The sequence below is a fragment of the Butyrivibrio sp. LB2008 genome, from assembly GCF_000621565.1.
Taxonomy (GTDB): Bacteria; Bacillota; Clostridia; order Lachnospirales; family Lachnospiraceae; genus Butyrivibrio.
Genome location: NZ_KK211307.1, coordinates 49,983 through 68,622 on the forward strand (window position 1 = coordinate 49,983; position 18,640 = coordinate 68,622).

17 protein-coding genes are annotated in these 18,640 nt (G+C 41.9%); 15 read left to right on the forward strand and 2 right to left on the reverse strand.

All coding sequences use genetic code 11. The features are described 5' to 3' along the window. The first annotated feature begins 367 nt into the window (after nt 1-367). On the forward strand, nt 368-1,387 hold the full coding sequence (locus tag T356_RS0114935) for a DUF4003 family protein (protein WP_026515179.1): 1,020 nt from the start codon (nt 368-370) through the stop codon (nt 1,385-1,387). A gap of 499 nt (nt 1,388-1,886) precedes the next feature. On the opposite strand, the gene T356_RS0114940 is transcribed toward T356_RS0114935, so the two are convergent. Then, entirely contained in the window at nt 1,887-3,227 is a 1,341-nt protein-coding gene (locus T356_RS0114940; protein ID WP_026515180.1) for a putative bifunctional diguanylate cyclase/phosphodiesterase, read from the reverse strand. Between the two features lie 320 nt (nt 3,228-3,547). Here T356_RS0114940 and T356_RS0114945 point away from each other — a divergent pair, with 320 nt between their 5' ends. From T356_RS0114945 to T356_RS20575, 12 genes are all read left to right on the forward strand, one after another. Further along, entirely contained in the window at nt 3,548-4,183 is a 636-nt protein-coding gene (locus T356_RS0114945) for a C39 family peptidase (protein WP_026515181.1), read from the forward strand. 23 nt (nt 4,184-4,206) lie between these two features. Next, nucleotides 4,207-6,045 (forward strand): C1 family peptidase, encoded by a 1,839-nt coding sequence (locus tag T356_RS0114950; RefSeq protein ID WP_026515182.1) that lies wholly within the window; start codon nt 4,207-4,209, stop codon nt 6,043-6,045. 87 nt (nt 6,046-6,132) lie between these two features. Beyond that, a complete protein-coding gene (locus T356_RS0114955) occupies nt 6,133-6,417 on the forward strand; it encodes a hypothetical protein (protein WP_026515183.1) in 285 nt (94 codons plus the stop codon). Between the two features lie 380 nt (nt 6,418-6,797). Next, nucleotides 6,798-8,000: a cobalt-precorrin-5B (C(1))-methyltransferase gene (locus tag T356_RS0114965; protein WP_026515185.1), complete on the forward strand. Its 1,203-nt coding sequence runs from the start codon at nt 6,798-6,800 to the stop codon at nt 7,998-8,000. Nucleotides 8,001-8,052: 52 nt separating this feature from the next. Then, nucleotides 8,053-9,147: a tryptophan--tRNA ligase gene (trpS, locus tag T356_RS0114970; protein ID WP_026515186.1), complete on the forward strand. Its 1,095-nt coding sequence runs from the start codon at nt 8,053-8,055 to the stop codon at nt 9,145-9,147. Then, a complete protein-coding gene (gene glgA, locus T356_RS0114975) occupies nt 9,147-10,592 on the forward strand; it encodes a glycogen synthase GlgA (RefSeq protein ID WP_026515187.1) in 1,446 nt (481 codons plus the stop codon). The genes trpS and glgA overlap by 1 nt, the downstream gene beginning before the upstream one ends. Before the next feature lie 9 nt (nt 10,593-10,601). After that, on the forward strand, nt 10,602-12,266 hold the full coding sequence (locus T356_RS0114980; protein WP_026515188.1) for a putative polysaccharide biosynthesis protein: 1,665 nt from the start codon (nt 10,602-10,604) through the stop codon (nt 12,264-12,266). Between the two features lie 119 nt (nt 12,267-12,385). Then, nucleotides 12,386-12,679 (forward strand): type II toxin-antitoxin system RelB/DinJ family antitoxin, encoded by a 294-nt coding sequence (locus tag T356_RS0114985; protein WP_176756574.1) that lies wholly within the window; start codon nt 12,386-12,388, stop codon nt 12,677-12,679. A gap of 125 nt (nt 12,680-12,804) precedes the next feature. Continuing rightward, a complete protein-coding gene (locus T356_RS0114990; protein WP_026515190.1) occupies nt 12,805-13,422 on the forward strand; it encodes a hypothetical protein in 618 nt (205 codons plus the stop codon). Between the two features lie 21 nt (nt 13,423-13,443). After that, on the forward strand, nt 13,444-13,992 hold the full coding sequence (locus tag T356_RS0114995; RefSeq protein WP_026515191.1) for a hypothetical protein: 549 nt from the start codon (nt 13,444-13,446) through the stop codon (nt 13,990-13,992). A 37-nt stretch (nt 13,993-14,029) separates the two neighbouring features. Further along, nucleotides 14,030-15,268, forward strand: a complete 1,239-nt coding sequence (locus tag T356_RS0115000) for an NADase-type glycan-binding domain-containing protein (RefSeq protein ID WP_026515192.1) — start codon at nt 14,030-14,032, stop codon at nt 15,266-15,268. Between the two features lie 81 nt (nt 15,269-15,349). Continuing rightward, a complete protein-coding gene (locus T356_RS20575; protein WP_051563475.1) occupies nt 15,350-15,898 on the forward strand; it encodes a VanZ family protein in 549 nt (182 codons plus the stop codon). On the opposite strand, the gene T356_RS0115010 is transcribed toward T356_RS20575, so the two are convergent. Continuing rightward, the gene (locus T356_RS0115010; RefSeq protein WP_026515193.1) at nt 15,895-17,214 is read right to left on the reverse strand and encodes a GTPase family protein; all 1,320 of its coding nucleotides are present in this window, start codon (nt 17,212-17,214) and stop codon (nt 15,895-15,897) included. The genes T356_RS20575 and T356_RS0115010 overlap by 4 nt on opposite strands. Nucleotides 17,215-17,451: 237 nt before the next feature. On the opposite strand from T356_RS0115010, the gene T356_RS0115015 reads away from it, so the two are divergent. Further along, the gene (locus T356_RS0115015) at nt 17,452-18,039 is read left to right on the forward strand and encodes a hypothetical protein (RefSeq protein WP_026515194.1); all 588 of its coding nucleotides are present in this window, start codon (nt 17,452-17,454) and stop codon (nt 18,037-18,039) included. 386 nt (nt 18,040-18,425) lie between these two features. Beyond that, the coding region (locus tag T356_RS21350; protein WP_197020928.1) for a hypothetical protein at nt 18,426-18,640 on the forward strand (215 nt) is incomplete at its 3' end.

Genomic DNA, 18,640 nt, shown 5'->3' on the forward strand with positions numbered 1-18,640 from the left:
GAAAGTGCACCGCACAGGAAGGTTGCAGAGAATGTGTGCGGTGCGAAAAGGTGAATGAGCACCGCACAGGAAGGCTACAGAGGAAGTGTGCGGTGCAGAAAAGGGAAAGTGCACCGCACAGGAAGTCCACAGAGGAAGTGTGCGGTGCAGAAAAGGGAACGTGCACCGTACAGGAAAGCTGCGGAAGATGTGTGCGGTGCGAAAAGGTGAAAGTGTACCGCACAGGAAGTCCACAGAGGAAATATGCGGTGCATAAGGGAAAAGTAGTGAATCTGCGAGTTTTAGGTATGAAAAAATTGTGATTGGATTTTTTGTGTGAAGGCTACTATTATATATGAAAATAGATTCATGTTTTTAGGTGAGTGTTATGAAGAATGATGTGAAGAGTATAAGTAAGAGGTTTATTAAGAATATAGGCTATTGTGATCTGATTTCGGCGATCGTTTATACGATGCGGGGGAAGACGATAGATTACAAGAATATAGGAGAGTGCCTGAAGGTTATGCGGAGGAATTTTACCTTCGATAAGATTGATAGAAGCCTTGTTGCGGCAAGGATGTCGCTGGTTGATGAGAAAGATATGTATCTTGCAGATATTATCGATGTTTATAGGAAGGTTGAAAAGGGGAGACTTGAAAGAACGCTTATGGCGGGACTTGCTTCGGTCATTATATGTGATGCGGGGAAAGCGCAGGAAGCAGACAGTGTTCTTAAAGAAGCAGAGAATCTTTGGGAAAAAATGAAGAAGAATCATCCTGAGAATATTGAGGATGCAGATCTGTGCTCGGCAATTCTTTTGGTTTTAACCGGAAAGAGCACTTATGATATCCTGGTCGAATTGGAAAATATGTACAGTCAATTGGAGACATGCTTTGAAGGCCGTGAGGATTTGGCATATGCATTGTGCCGATTGTTCGCAACATATAATGAGAATGTAGAAAGCAAATGCGAAAAAATGATCAGGCTCACAGACAAACTTCGGGAACGACACATTATTTACGGCAAAAAGAGTGAGTATGCCATTGTAGGACTCCTTGCTGACATCTCGGTTGATGTAAAAGAAATCGTTTCAGACGTTTCCAAGGTTTGCGATTACCTTTCCAAACAGTCAGGATTTGGGAACCTGTACATGGGCGCTCAAACAAGAAGCGCTTTCGCATTTATGATTGTATACCTAAGCTATTACCGCGACGGACTTACTATGAGCAGCAAGGACGGAGATACCGCAACTCCAAGGGCGACTGTGCATCGCACAATCCTCTACAGTATTATGAATCTCATTCTAAAATACAAGAAACAAGATTACGAAAATGTCCCCGAAAGCTTAGATATGCTGATGGATATGACTGACCTTATGCTAGATATGACCGGACACAAGCTTATATAGAAAGGCAATTTATTATCAAATCATTGATTTTGATAAAGAAGAATCAGGTAAAGAAATACATGAATATCGGCTTGATGTTGATATATATGGCAGAATCTGATAATGGGCAACATTATTTAGAGAAATGCCAATAAATCAAGCGGCTTCGCGGAGAAATCTACGAAGCCGTTTTTATCTTATGACCGGCATGATAGCCGGATTGAATCTTTGTTTATCCGTGTCGCCTTATTCACGAACAGCTTAGAGGAAGTACGGGGGATATGGGCTGAAAGGTGCAGATTCGTACGAGCAAGATGAGTTTCAAAATTTATAAAGACGGGAAATGCCGACTTCTCTGAACAACGTGAAAGGAGGCATTTCCCGTCTTTATAAATTCATGAAACTCACTGCGCAGACGTACACAAGCCTTTCAGCCCATATCCCCCGTACTTCCTCTAAACGTCCGGTAAAAGCGTCCGCAAAAAAAGCTACCACCCATAAATGAGTGATAGCCTTGTCTTTAATTTGCAACCAGAAGCTTTTCGAATTCTTTGGTTTCGAGGGGCTTGGAGAAGTAGTAGCCCTGAATCATGTCGCAACCTGCGTTCTTGAGAAGAAAATACTGCTTTGCATTCTCAACACCTTCAGCGATAACTGTGAGATTGAGAAGCTTTGCCATTTCCAGGATACAACCCAGAAGATTCTTGCCACGGTTGTTCTCTGCGATATCCTTGATGAACTCAATGTCAAGCTTAAGAGCATCGAGTGGAAGAGTAGTCAGCATATTTATTGATGAATAACCCTTTCCGAAATCATCCATCTCAACCATGAAACCGGCCTTCTGGAGCTTCTTTACAACTGATACAATGTGATCCACATTGTCCGTGTAAGCTGTCTCAGTGATCTCCAAATGGATGTCTGAAGGCTCAATCTCATTTTCCTCGACTGTTTTCTGAAGGAAATCAATTATATCGGGATCGAATATGTCGATTCTTGATACGTTAACGGAAACAGGAATGGTAAGACCAAATTCTTTTTTCCATTTACGAACCTGTGCAGCGGCTTCTCTCCAAACATATCTGTCGAGCTGTCTGATAAGACCGTTCTCTTCAAGAAGAGGAATGAAGAAATCAGGCTTTACAAGACCGAATTCGGGGTGCTTCCATCTTATAAGAACTTCCGCACTTGCGAGCTTGGGAGTCTTGCCGTGTACGTTGTACTTGGGCTGGAATACCAATTTGAACTGGTGCTCTGAAAAAGCCTTGCTTATGCCATCGAGAAGTCTTGCCTCAAACATTTCCTTTTCATGCATCTTGGCATCATATACTTCGTAAGAAGTAGTGTGCCTAACCTTGGAAATGGAGTTGCAAGCCTGGATAGCACGGTCGAAGCGCTGTTCAAGAGTAGCTTCCTTTGTAATATCCGGATATATTCCGATTCTTACGCGGATATCCGGTGTTTTCAGCATGAGCGCAAGTTTATCGGAAATCTGGTGAACCAGAAAATCGTAATTATCCTGATGCTTTATGTAAATATAGAATTTATCGGCGTCGTATCTGCATGCGATTCCGCCGTGTTCATTTGCAGTCTGTGAAACGCAGTCACCTATGGCACATAAAACTTTATCTCCAAAACTTCTACCGTAAAGCTCATTTATGAGGTGAAACTTGTTATAGTTCAGTACAATTGCATCCACACCTTCGAAGGGGTGTTTTCTGTCATAATCGTAAGCCTGAATAAAGAACTGCTCTTTAGAACAAAGACCGGTCAATGGATCAACAGTCGGAATGTTGATTAGATCGCTATAAGATTTAATACCGATGCTAACCGAATCTGCTGAGGATCTTGGCGATATGTCCATAAAGTTTTTCCTCGCTCCCTTTGCGTTATTATGTAATACAAGTAAGTTTAATTAATTATACATACAAAATACACAAAAAACATAAAGTTCGCAAAAAAAACACAATTTTATCACAATTTATTTTTTAGCCCGTTTTTAAGCCAACCGTCGCACTTTCAGTGTTTTCCTGAGATTGAAGCGTATTTGACTGCATCTGACACAATTAAAAAAATATTTTTTTTAATAAGATATTAAAGTTGTTTTTTCTCATTGTTTTAGTTTATACTTTTGTGCGATATAATCTTATATATATGTTTTCAAAAAGGTGAAATACGAAAAAAATGAAAAAGAAACCATACGGTGGGATAAAAGATGTTCCCAAGTATCTTTTGGAAAAATACGGCTCTGAGGGGAAGATGATAAAGCAGGGACCGATTATTCCGATGAATACGGATTCAATGGAGACTATCAGCGGTCGCAGAACGAGAAACTGCTCTGTTGTTGCGGTGGCGCGTGTTATAGAGTACTACGGACGAAAAAATAAGATCGTATCAATTCCGGCAGACATAAAGCTTATATATAAAGATGTGGAGAAAGTTGCCAGAAGACACCTTTATACCGACAGGTTCGGCACGAATCCTTTGTTTATCTCAAGGATAGCCCGCAGGACTTTTGCGGGATACGGCGTGAAGATAAAGAGCAAAGGCATATATGTATGGAGCTTTGAGGAGCAGGTGGAGAAAGAGATTTCCGCAGGGAGACCTGTGATCATGAATATAGCCAGAGGCTTTTACAGAGATCATACGGTAGTTGTTGCCGGATACAGTGTATGGCAGGTTGGGGAAAAGATTTATCCCATGATCAGAGTGATAGACGGATGGAAAAGTGGTTATCACTATATTGATTATGAAGCGTTCGCAAGAGATATAACGCAATCAATATTCGGATCATTTAATACTATAGAAGTTCAAAAATAATTTTTGGTTTGAGGTTTAAAGAAGTGAAAAAGAAAAAAATAATTTTGGCTGCAGTTTTGGCCGTTGTACTTGTATCTGTTGTTACATTGGTGGTTGTAAAAAAAGACGCACCAAAGACTGAGAATGCATCAAGAAGGGACGGAGCCGCAGTATCAGGTGGCGGAGACGACGATCTTCTTTTGGTGGGCGGCGATCCGGAAGCGGCTACGGGAAGTACCAAAGGCCCCGATGCGGTGCAGAAGCCTGCGGAAACTGTTGTAGGAGATGTTTCCAACAGTCCTGTTTCAGGTAATGTCGAAGAAGTAAGGTCTATGACCATTTCAGAGGCGGTTGTTATAGAAGCGGGAGACCGAGATGCTTTCTATAATGATGCCGATTATAAAAAAGTTGTTCCTTCGGATTCGAAATCTTTTTTTGCAGATGCCAATGAGGCGGCTCTTGGAGAGATACCTGCCAAATATGATTCAAGAAATGTTGACGGGAAAACATTTGTAACAGGTGTGAGAGATCAGGGATATTCATATCTGTGCTGGGCATTTGCCTCCGCTGCAGCTATGGAATGCGACATATTAAAGCACTATCCTTCATATACTTCATCAAGTCTCGATTTGTCTGAGAAACATATCGCTTATTACAATGTTCACAAGGCTACAGGTTCTTACGGCGGCAATATTGATGATGATTACAGAGAACTTGTAAACAGTGAGAACGAAGAGAATGCCTGGGTTGTTAACAATGACACGGGATATATTGCCATGGGCGGAGTTACGGATTATTGCATAAGCCTTCTTACCGCGTGGAAAGGGCCTGTGTTTGACAAGGGCAATGATTCTTTTAAGAGTATCTACGGAAGTAATTACATTTTTAATGATAACAAAGACAAGCCGTCTGCTGCGTACGGCTCGGAGTTCCATGTTCAGGATGTGAATCAGGTTTGCGGAAGTTATGACAACAACGCTTTGATAAAGCAGATGATCATGGAGCACGGTGGTGCGACTATCGGCGTAAACTCAGATGAGAAGTTCTGGAACAAGAACCACGGAAATCTCTATTCACACTTTGGCGGCGAGCTTCCGCCCACAGCCAATCATGAAGTTACTATAATAGGTTGGGATGATGACTACGCCGCATCTAATTTCTCCGCAAAGCCGCAGGAGAACGGCGCCTGGATATGCAAGAACAGCTGGGGAGATAAGACGGGATCTGACGGATTCTTTTACCTGTCATATTATGATGAAACTGCGGCAGTAAGTAATGCTGCAGGTTACAGCGTTAAGACTCCGGGCGATGAGATGTACTATGACAATAATTATCAGGTCGGCGGATTTATCACAAATGAGATAAGTGCTCTTGAAGATACCAAGAATACTGTAACTGCGTACACTTCATCTACAAATCCATACGGCGTTATGTACACGGCAATCGGAGATGAGGAGCTTAGCGCGATCGGACTTATGAGTCTTGATTCCTACATGCAGTATGAGATCAGTATTTATCTCAATCCTGCAAAGACTGAAGGAGATCTTACGCTCAAAGATCTCGGTAACGCGGTACTTACGCAGAAGATTTCGTCGATAAGCGGTGGTTTTCACACTTATGAACTTGAAAAGAAGATTGATCTTAAGGCGGGAGACTGCTTTTTTATCCTGATAAAGCCTCATACAGCGGGGAAACTCGTGTTTGAGTCGGCGGGTGACAACACTTATGAAAAGAACTATGACGAGTGGAATAATCTCACAGGAAACATCCACAACAGCAACTCGGCGAGTGAGAAGAGCTATTATGTCTCTGACGACGGAAAATCAATGAATTGTCAGAAAGATAAGGACTTCTTTATCAAGGCGTACACAAAAAATAAGTGACGGAGCGATTTTTATACCAACGCTCTTTTGAAAATGGCATTGGAATATGGTATATTGTGTTAAAAGAAACAGAAAGGCACAATATATATGGCTATAAAAGATAAGCAACCTGAACAGATAGGTACAACAGATAAGCTGAAGGCATTTAAGGCGCTCAAGGATGCGGGCTACAGAACAGAATTCAGCGCCAGCGGTGTTCCTACAGTTATCTGTAACAATGCCGAGGATATCGACAAGGAACTTAAGAGTATCAAGAAGTTGTTAAAAGAACTCAGATACAATGGAAGTTTTGGAGTCAGAGCCCCCAGAAAGAGTGATCAGCTCACACAGGAAACTGCGGAAACTGAGGAGAAAAAAGAACTGACAGCTTAAGATTGATGCACGTATTCACTAAATCCGGCAAAGCTTTTGCCTGGTGCTGCTGTCATCAAATGACTCGACTTTTTACACAAAAAATTAAAACCACCTCGAAAGAAGGTGGTTTATTTTTGGGAGGAGGGGTCGATCGGTGGGGAGCCAATCGACCCGGTATGAAAAAAGTTTTGTTGGGGGAGTCAGAAGTTATTCTTCTGATAGTATATATACTAAGATTTAAATTTGGACAAAGTATGGACAAATTATAAATTAAAAATAAAGAAAGTCGAAATAATAAATAACTATATACGCAATAATGTAAATTATTATTTGCTTTATGATATAGCGAAATATTGTATAATTATAGATATTAAAAGGTTTTTGTGAGGAAGGTGTGTATGGACAGATTTGATGCAAGAGATTCGGGACTTATAATTAGTCCGTTGACAACGGGGGATTGCGCGGCAGCAGCGGCCAGAGCTGCGGCAGCGAGTCTTTTGTTTAAATTTGACTATGAATATGTGACTATACAGCATGACGGTAACACCAGGACTATTTCTGTCTATAAAGATGCCGAGAAATGCAACAATAATGAATCTCATTTCTACGCGGTAATGGAAGGCGGCATGGCACCTGATATTAGGGAAAAAGCCGATATTCACGTCAGTGTTTCCAAGGTTACCGATTTCAGAAATGTCGCAAGTAAAGCATTTATGGATGTAAGATACGGAAATCTTTTCCTATATGCGGGTGAAGGAATTGGAATAGCCGCAACAGACACCGCAACAGCAAAGAGGGGACAGGCTCTTATTGAAAAAGATGCCAGAAAGCTTATATTTGACGCGGTTGCCGGAGTGTGCGAAATTTCGGATGGAGCGCAGCCTCTTTTGATCAAGGTGAGCTGTCCGGAAGGAACGCTCATAGCCGCTAAGCAGGCTATCGGACAGAACGGCTTTATGGGCGGTATCGGGATCATGGGAAATTATGGAACCATATCAAGCGTTCATCAGAGAGATATAGCAAGTTCCATAGAGAATCAGATACAGACACAGATCGAAATGGGAGTAAAGAGCATACTTGTTTCTCCGGGCGATTACTGTGCAGATAAGATATATGAAGGAATACATGTATCACTTAAGACTGCCGTAAATTGCTTCAATTTCCCCGGAAGTGCCATTGATGCGGCATGTGATGCGGGAGTTGAGAACTTACTTCTTGTGGGAAATGTAGGTAAGCTCGTTAAGATGGCTGCAGGTATCATGAATACCAATTCTTACGCTTCTGACGGAAGAAGAGAGATCTTTGCCGCACACACGGCGATTGTCGGAGGAACATCGAGCCAGGTCAGAACCGTGATGGGATGCACGACCTGCGATGAGATCCTGGCGCTTCTTAATAATTGGGGCCTCAGGGACAGAGTAATGGCAAGCATAATGAGCAAGATCAACGAAGCGGTAGGAAGGCGCTGCAACGGAAGACTCAGATACGGAGTGGCTCTTTTTTCTGAGGAATTCGGACTGCTTGGCGCAACGGCGGATACAAGGAACGTTCTTGTCAAGGTTTCGCAAGATCAATATGCATTGTCACTTAAGTTAAAATAGAGTATCATATTTTTTATCTATAAAAATTTAGAGGTTTAGGAGAAATATACTGATGAGCAAGATTATTTTGACCGGAGATCGCCCTACAGGTAAGCTTCATGTGGGACATTACGTAGGCTCACTTAGAAGAAGAGTAGAACTTCAGAATTCCGGCGAATTTGACAAGATTTTTATTATGATAGCGGATGCTCAGGCACTTACAGATAACGCCGACAATCCGGAAAAAGTACGTCAGAATATTATAGAAGTAGCACTGGATTATCTTTCGGTTGGACTTGATCCCGCCAAATCAACTCTTTTCATCCAGTCACAGATACCTGAGCTTACAGAGCTTACTTTTTACTATATGAATCTTGTAACCGTATCAAGATTACAGAGAAATCCTACAGTTAAGACCGAGCTTCAGATGAGAAACTTCGGAACAAGCATTCCTGTTGGATTCTTTACATATCCTATAAGCCAGGCGGCTGACATTACTGCGTTTAAGGCTACGGTTGTTCCTGTTGGAGAAGATCAGGAGCCTATGATCGAGCAGTGCAAAGAAATTGTTAGAAAATTCAATTCGGTTTACGGAGAAGCACTTGTTGAGCCGGAGATTCTTTTGCCCGATAATGCTGCATGTCTGCGTCTTCCCGGCATAGACGGTAAGGCAAAGATGAGTAAGTCTCTCGGAAACTGCATCTATTTGTCTGAAGAGCCCGATTCTATCAAGAAGAAGGTTATGAGTATGTATACAGATCCCAATCACCTTAGGGTTGAGGATCCCGGACAGGTTGAAGGAAATCCTGTATTTATCTATCTTGATGCTTTTGCAAGGGATGAGCATTTTGCAGAATTCCTTCCCGATTACAACAATCTGCAGGAACTTAAGGACCACTATACAAGAGGCGGTCTTGGCGACGTTAAGGTCAAGAAGTTCCTTAATAATGTGCTTCAGGCAGAACTTGAGCCTATCCGTAACAGGAGAAAAGAATTCCAGAAGGATATCCCTTATGTTTACGAAGTTCTCAGAAAGGGAAGCGAGGTTGCAAAAGAAACCGCTGCCAAGACCCTTGAGGATGTTAAGAATGCAATGAGAATCAACTATTTCGACGATAAAGAACTTATTGCTATGCAATCAGCAAAGTATGAGGAGATGGGCGACTGATGAAAAATATCCTGTTTATTGCATCTGAAGGAGTACCGTTTATTAAAACCGGAGGTCTTGCCGATGTTGTGGGTTCTTTGCCTAAGAACATCGACAGAAGATACTTTGATGTGCGGGTTATCTTGCCACTTTACAAGTGTATTAGCCAGCAGATGAAGGACAGGATGGAATATGTCTCGAACTTCTACATGGATTTCCATTGGAAAAACGAGTATGTGGGCATATTCAGAGCGGAAGTCGACGGGATAAAATATTATTTTGTCGACAATGAGTTTTATTTTAACGGAATGAAGCCCTATGGCGATGATACTGTATTTGAGATCGAGAAGTATGCTTTCTTTTCAAAGGCTGCGCTCTCGATACTACCGGTGATCGATTTCAGACCGGACATTATTCATTGCCATGACTGGCAGACAGGTCTTGTTCCCGTTTATCTCAAGGAGAGATTCCAGGGCAGTGAATTCTACAGGGGAATCAAGGCGATAATGACGATACACAATCTTAAGTTCCAGGGAAAATGGGATATTAAGACTGTTCGTGATATCACGGGACTTCCGGACTATTATTTCACTCCCGATAAACTCGGACTCTTTAAGGATGCGGATCTGTTAAAGGGTGGAATTGTTTATTCAGATGCCATTACTACAGTTAGTAATGCATATGCGGAAGAAATAAAGACCGAGTTCTACGGAGAGAATCTCGACGGGCTTTTGAGAGCTCGTGCGGGCGACCTTAGAGGTATAGTGAACGGAATCGATTACGATGAGTTTAATCCCGAGACGGATGAGTATATTCCTTACAGATATAACTCGATCAATTTCCGCAAGGAGAAGTACAAGAACAAGAAAGAGCTTCAAAAAGAGCTCGGACTTAAAGCGGACGAGAAGTGCATGATGATCGGTATTGTATCAAGACTTACGGATCAGAAGGGCTTCGATCTTATTAACTGCGTTCTTGACGAACTTTGTCAGGACGCCGTTCAGCTCGTTGTTCTGGGAACGGGAGATGAGCAGTACGAGAATTCGTTCCGCCATTTTGACTGGAAGTATGAGGACAAGGTTTCTGCAAATATCTATTATTCAGAGCCTATGTCACACAAGATATATGCATCCTGCGATGCGTTCCTTATGCCGTCGCTCTTTGAGCCCTGCGGACTTTCGCAGCTTATGGCGCTCAGATACGGCACAATTCCTATCGTAAGGCAGACAGGCGGACTTATCGATACCGTTGAGCCTTACAATAAGTTTGAAGGCACGGGAACCGGATTTGGTTTCCTTAATTACAATGCACACGAGATGCTGGCTACGATACGTGAGGCTGAAAGCGTTTTCTATGACGGAAAGCGCGAGTGGAACAAGATGATCGACCGCGCAATGGCCGTTGATTTCTCTTGGAAGGTTTCAGCCGAAAAATATCAGGAGATGTACGATTGGCTAAGGCCATAATATTTAGTTATGAGTGAAGATTCAAAGAAGAGTTTGTTAAAACAAGCCGGTATACTTGCGATTGCAGGTGTTATATCGAGAATAATCGGATTTATTTATAATATTCCTCTTGCGAATATAATCGGTGATGAGGGTAACGGTTATTATGGTACTGCCTATCAGGCATATACCATTGTTCTTATGATATCTGCTTTTAGTATCCCGTCGGCTATATCAAAGATCATTGCGGGCAAGTTGGCGCTTAATGAATATAAAAGTGCACACAGGATATTTAAGTGTGCACTTTATTATGTTGCAATAGTTGGCGGAGTCGGAAGCTTGCTTTTGTTTTTCGGAGCAAATGTGTTTGCCGATGATGCCGGTTCTGCGATGGTTCTTAGGTTCTTTGCACCTACGGTTTTCCTTTTTGGGTTCCTTGGTGTTCTGAGAGGTTATTTCCAGGCACGCAGAACGATGGTTCCGACTTCTGTATCACAGCTTCTTGAGCAGATACTTAATGCTATCGTAAGTGTTGGAGGCGCTATTGTTCTTACTAATATTGCAGGAAATGCCGATCCGAGTAAAAGAGCTGTTTATGGAGCGGTTGGTAGCTCACTTGGTACGGGAACCGGAGTGCTGACTGCGCTTATATTCATGATCATTGTTTACTTATCGAACAAGAAGTCAATCTATGAGAAGATTGAGAGTGATAAAGGCTCGGAGATGACTAATTCAGATGCATTTAAGCTTATAATCACCGTTGTCACACCTTTTATTCTCAGTACTTGTATATATAATCTTTCGGGATTCCTTAATTCAACAATATTTAGTCGTGTGCTTTCAGATGTACGTGGAATGGCACATAAAGGAGATTTCGGAATAAAGTTCTATTACGGAATCTTTATCAGAAAAGCGATGGTTATAACAAATATTCCGATTGCCTTTTCAGCTGCCGCCGCATCAGCGATGATTCCTGAGATATCTACCGCTTTTGCAAAAGGGGATAAAAAAGGTGCTGAAGAAACCATAGCTGGAGTTATGAGAGTAATGATGATGATCGCGATTCCATGTGCAGTGGGACTTTTTGCACTTGCAAATCCGATCATGTGGGCAATGTTCCCGCAGAAGATGTCTGTTGATATTGCTACATTTTATCTTGCACTTCTTGCGGTAACGGTAATTTTCTATTGTGTTTCTACAGTGTCCAATGCTGTGCTTCAGGGAACCGGAAGACTTAAGGCGCCTGTTGTAAATGCTGCAGTAGCCCTTGTTGTTCAGGCTGTTTTGCTTGTTGCACTTCTTGTATTTACAGATATGACCGGCGAGGCACTTTGCATCGTAACGATAGTATATTCGCTTCTTATGTGTGTGCTTAATAATATCTCAATCAGGAAGTATATGGATACAAAGGTAGATGTGAAAAAGACTTATGTCTTGCCATTTATTGCGGCTACAGTGATGGGAGTCGTGGCTTACGGCGTTTACAAGGGAATGTATATGCTTATTGCACCTGCGACAGCATCTGTTAATATCCGTATTCCTTACTTTGCATCAATAGGTGTTGCTGTAGTGATCGCGACATTTGTTTACTTTGCGGTGCTCATCAAAATCGGAGGCGCAGCAAGAGAGGATATACTCAAGTTCCCTAAGGGAAGAAGCCTTGTCAGGGCGCTTGAGAAGATTAAATTATTATAAAAGAGAAATGTCAGAGTCGTTCTATAAATGAATAACTCTGACATTTTTATTAAATGTAAAACAATGTGTTGCATAAGTGATACATCATGCTATTATTATGTTAGTAGGAGGTGATGATGATGTCAGCGACATTGGTAAAAGATACAAATTTTAATATGCGAATGAATAAACAAAAGAAGACAAGCCTTGAGGAATTATATGGGAATCTTGGTATGACTCTGGCAGAGGCGGTTAATATATTCTTTGAAAAGTCTTTAATGGAAGGTGGAATTCCTTTCGATGTGAAAATTTCTAAATATAATGAGGATACTATTTCGGCTATGAAAGAGGCAAAGGATATAATGTCCGGAAAGGTTGAAGCAAAGGCTTATAGTTCTGCAAAAGAACTGTTTGATGAGCTTGATGCAGAATAACAGCTGTTAGAACAGGGGCACATACAGATTTGTTTAAGAAGTATTAATCCTTATGACGTTCACGGAATGGCATAAGGATTATTTGTTAGAGAGTTGCTACTCCCAAACGCGGGAAAGGATTAGAGATGATTATAATAACAATAGCAACAATAATAGCATTGGAACTCGTAATAGCTACATTTGCTGTTTTAAGTAAAGTAATCCCGTTAAAGAATTACTATAGGAAGCGTGTCAAAGTACAGATTACCTTATTGGGCATAGCTTCTTTACTGGGAGCGTATGTTTGGCTTTTTGTAAAGGTTGCTTCTGATCTGTCATTATTGGATGAGAGCAGGTGGGATACAGAGTTTGCGGGAATATTATTTTTTTTATATTTTATATTGTTTGTGGCATCTGTATATCGATACTTTTTAGAAAGAAAAATATCGAAAAAAGAACTAAAGAGACGAGACGAGCTTATATACGGAAAAGATGATAGCAGATCTTTTAATATAGTTAAAAGGATACTTTACGGTATTGCTGCAATCGATGCATGCTTGATTGTAATATATATATCGCAATTATCAATTGTTGATATAGATTTTGTCGGTCGATTGGCCGGTGGGATAAGTATGGGGCTGTTTGGAGCGGCTATGCTTGGAATATTAAGAGATGATAGAGGTTTAGAACTAATATTGTTGCGTCTGTTTTCATGGCTTTTGATTTTGGCAGGTATAATAAAGATTTTTTTTGAAGTAGAATAATCAAGAATAGGACAGAAATAAATGGCTGAAAAGTTTGCAGTAATAGACACGGAAACAAACTGGAAAAACGTCGTTATGTCGGTAGGCATAGTGATAGCGGAAGAGGGGCAATTTGTGGCTCTGGATAATAAGTATATAATAATCGAGGAAGCTGCAAAGGTCGGAGGAATGTACTCATATGCGCTCAATATAAAGGGCAAGACTCCGCAGATGACAGACCGCAAAGGTGCTGTCAAAGCGATAAAAGAGTATCTTAATTCTTTTGGCATAAAATCAATCTTTGCATATAATGCGTCATTTGACGCGAGGGTTCTTCCGGAGCTAAATGAGTATAGCTGGCATGATATTTTAAAGCTGGCTGCGTACAAGCAGCATAATCCCAATATTCCGGAGGATGCAAAGTGCTGTTCGACGGGGCGCTTAAAGAGCGGCTACAGAGTTGAAAATATTCTGCATATGTTTGGAGAAGAGGGCTATATGGAGTTTCATAATGCCTTAACCGACGCGGTTGATGAGCTTCGCATTATGCGCTATCTGAAGTACGGGATAGGGGATTACCCGGTACTGTAATAATGTTCAGGATATAGTTGTAAATGGGAGAAAAGAGATGAAAAAAAGATTTTTAGCGGCAATGGCCTGCAGTATAAGCCTTATGCTTATGGCAGGTTGCGTGGGACAAAGCAGTGAAACAGAGATTATGACCGATGATTCGGATATGAATGCTTCCGCGCGGGTGCAGGAAGATTCTGCGGACAGCGCTTCAAGTGAGACAGCTGTAGATGGCGCAGCCGGAAATATTAAGCTTTCAGCTTCCGAATGTGAGGCTGAGATTGATAAGCTTCTTCAGACTGAGGAAGTAAAACCTGATAATGAGGAAATACTTAATGAGATGGTGCACTGTGTGGCTGTTTCGTGTGTTCTTGAATTTGGGGACGGAATGGTTTTCTCTGAGATGGAGAATAGATGCAAGGCATTTTTGCGCAGGCGGATCATAGAGGATGTTTTTCTACAAAATGATAATCCATTTAGCGGCGCGATCAAGCTTAAAGATGGCGATGAAAATTCGGCAACTATGGCCGTTCCGGTTGATGAAGCTGTTGCTTTGTTTAAGGATGTATACGGAGAAGAGAATTTTACGCCTTTTGAAACTGAGCAGGTAAAAGATGAATTTATGCCGTTTACTTTTTCTGACGGTGAGCCATGGAACAGCATTGAGCACATGAAATATTATGAGGATGAAGGATATTATCTTATTACAGGACCGGGGTTCTATTCGGATAACAGTGGAGATACATCATTTCTTGGATATGCGGACATTTTGATTGCAAAGAATCCCAAAAGCAGATATGGTGTGACTCTTTTATACGGAAGATATCGCGACGAGAGCATAAAGGTAACTTCAGTTGAGACTTCTTCTGAACTTCAGCCGGTCAGTGGTAAAACTTATGGCGGAATGAATCTTGTAGACGGAGATTATACAACAGTATGGGCTGAAGGCGTTCAGGGCACAGGTGTTGGAGAGACCATTGTGCTTCATCTTGATAAAAAGCAGCCTGTGTGCGGAGTTATGATATGTAATGGCTATACTGAAAATGACGAGTTGTTTACTGCTAATGGAACGGTGACGAAAGCGAATGTAGATTTTGGAGACAATAATATCGGCATCGGCGAAATGGAAGGATATGCCTATGACGGCGCTGATACAGAGTTTCTTGCCGGCATGAACAATAATTGTATTGAACCCAAAGAGCTTGTTGAGACGGATACGATCATCATAACAATAATGGGAGCCGAAAAAGGTGAGACTTATGATGATACGTGCATCAGCGAGATTGTGGTGTATTGATTTTTTAAATTATGTTCTCGGGAAATCTGCTGAAAATGCGGATTTCAGTAGTGTTATTTTTGATTTTTGATTTTTCTTAGAATGAAAACATATTTAATTTTACTTGTCTTTTTCCTAATTGCAGTTTTCCTTGCTTTTGTTGCGGTGAAAGTCTACGGAAGAATGCATCCGGACAAAGAAAAAGAAGCAATAAAAACATATTTATGGGCTGTATTTGTCTTTTATCTGGCCTTTCTGTTTATGCTGACATTCGGACTGTTTAGAAGTAAGCCCGAATTTATCCTTGGAAATGGTGAAAAGATAAGAGACTACCTTAACAATCGCAGCAACTTTGTTCCGTTTGCGACTATTGCAGGACTATTCAGAAACAACGCTTCATTTGAAGCTCTCATGGTGAATATCGCCGGAAACATTGTTGCTCCCGCGCCGCTTGGATTCTTCCTTCCGGTGTTGTTTAAGCGGCTTAGGAAAGCAGGGCCGTTTATTCTTGCGACGACGCTGATCATTGTATTTATTGAGCTTACGCAGTTTACGTTTAGCGTAGGCTCTTGCGATATCGATGATCTGATCCTGAATGTGGCAGGAGCGGTAATTGTATTTGGGGTAAAAAGAAAACAAAGCCGGTATTAATTGGCTTTGTTTTCTTTTTTGAATATCTCCCTGGCTTCTTCGATGCTGACGCCTTCGATATAGTACTTGATGGCAGCAGTACCGATTGCTTTGGTTCCTGCGCCTGCGATTGTTGAGTTGATCATGCCGCCTGCGATTGGAAGGAACTTTACGGCGCCGTGGGCGATTAGCCTAAATACTGCACCTGCGCCGCCTGTCAGGAAGAGGGAAGCAAGGAATTCTTTTCCCGTGTCGATCGAAACGTCTCTGCCGCTTAATCCTGCGATAAGGGCAACCATTATCGACTGGACCAGAAGGAGAATGTAGATGTCGGCTACAGGAATGTTGGCAAAGGCTATGGCGCTTGCAATCGCGACAAAAGAGTTTGTAACGTGAGTGGCCATTTTTTTCACCAGCTCATTTAACTGAAGGGCCATTCTAAAGCCCATCTTTGCTTCAAAATCAATAATTACTTCTTCGAGCTTCTCGCGAAGTTCGTCTATATGATAGCGGCCGTCAAAATCAATCTGCAGATTGTTGATGTCGGACTGCGCCATCTCGAGGATATCGGAGGGCTGGACGCATACGCCGCTTGCGTCTGCCCATTCTATGTAACTTGAAACATCAACGATTCCGTCTACATTAAGGCCGTTTTCTGTGCAGATCCGCTGGTAGTAAGCAACTGTATTTATGAGGTTCTCTTTTTTGGCAACGTTGTATTCGGAAGGATCTTTGATCCTGCTTGGCTGGACTTCGTCGGCTTTGTTGATCACAACGAGGACGGGAACTTCGACTTTGTTTACTTCTGCATATTTTTCTTTTACCTTCTTAAGGAACTCGACGTCTCTGTCGATGTTGTCGCGGTGCGTAGCAGCAAGTAAAAACAGGACTACGTCGGGATTAAAGTTATTGATATCGCCAAGAAGCTGGTCTTCGGCGGTCATTCTGTCATCGGTCGATATGGATTCGGAGATGCCTCTGGAATCCATGATGTCCATCATTTTTCTGTCCCCGTCGTAGCAAGGGTAGATTTTGGTCTCTGTAGTGCAGCTCTCCACATCACTTACGGGGGCGACGTAGCTGGAGCTTAGAGCGTTGATCAGACTGCTTTTGCCGACGCCGGTTCTGCCAATCAAAAGGAACCTCGGCGGTCTGTGTCTGTCAATTCCGTCAATCAGCTCTTTTAACTCCTTATCACCAAGTATCTTGTCCCTTACGAGGGCTTTTATATCTTTGGGGAGTACATCCGGCAGATCATCGATCATCTTATCCAGTTGATTGTAGAACTCCTTCATCTTTATGAGTCTTTTTTCAATTGTATTCTGATTATCAGCCATGGGCGCAATCTCCTGTAAAAAATCTTTTGAATAAACTAATTGTAACATGTATGCGCGGAAAGTTCTTATAGGTTTTGGGCAGGGCGGATATCATATTTTTTTTACAATTATTTTATGCGGTGTTTGTTTTAATGTATTTGAGGCTATTTTATAATTTTTGCATAAGTGAATTTGATAAAGGCTATGTTTCACTGTGATTTGCAACCCGTAGACGCGCGAAAAAAGAGGATGGATGCTATGAAAAAAAGGATAGCCTTAGTTTTTGCTTATCTTTTTCTGATCGTGGGACTTGCTGATTTCTTTACAGTCTTTACCGTAAAAGCCGTAACTGAAGATGAGGATTTTGTGATTGACAGGACGCACTGGGATGCAGGATGGAAAACGACTTCTATCGGCCCTGTTTCTTTTGATGCGCCCAGAATATGGTATCTTGAAGAGGGCTTGTATTCGCCGGTATTGCAGGACGTGAACTACTGCGACTGTTTTATTGATATCGAGTATTTCAAGGAAGACTGCGTGGACGAGCTTATCGCATATGACAGGCGCAAGTATGACGATGTTTATGTGGTTGATGAAGAAGTTTGCGGCTATCCTGCGAAGTATGTGGAGTACACGTATTACAATTCCGGTTTGCAAAAAGAGATAAAGAAGCTCATTTACTACATCCGCATGGGGCAGGGCGGCGAAGTGTGCATGCTTTTGTACGATGTGCCGTTGGAGTATTTTGAAGAGTTTGTTGATGACTATTATCTGGTCGTTAACAGTGTTGATATAGATGATTCCAAGCTCAAGAAGGGGATCATGCTTGCGGAGATCTATGAATAGGGGCGAAGGGAATAGGAGGAGAATGGAATAGAGGAGAAGGGAATAGGACGAATGGAATAAGAGGAGCATGGAAGAGGGGCAAATGGAATAGAGGCGAATGGAATAGAGGCGAATGGAATAGCGAAAGAGCCGGGGCGGTGAGGTGGTGAGTCGTTCGGCTCTTTTTTGGTGAAGTGAGGGAGATAAGGGGTGTTGAGGGGGCTGGGGATTTTTTCTTGGGATTCCTGGGAAGCGAGACATTTGCGGCGGTTGGGAGATATTAGTGGCGGAATAAACATTTTGGGAAATCTCGCTGTAGTAAATCGGGCATGTGAGGTGTTAGTGACAGGGGCAAAGTTTTTTATGCAATCATGTTGGTGTAAGTAAGATTTGCGAGTGTTTTCCTGTTGGTTATTGAGAAAACAGGGCTTTCAACAGTGAAAAAAGCGTGTGATTACCTGTTGATAATTGAGAAAATGCAGATATCAACAGTGAGAAATGCAGGAATTTCCCTGTTGCATATTGGAAAAATGAAAATACCAACAGGGAGAAATGCGAGAATTGCCCTGTTGAATATTGCGAAATTGAAGATGCCAACAGTGAGAAATACTGGAATTTCCCT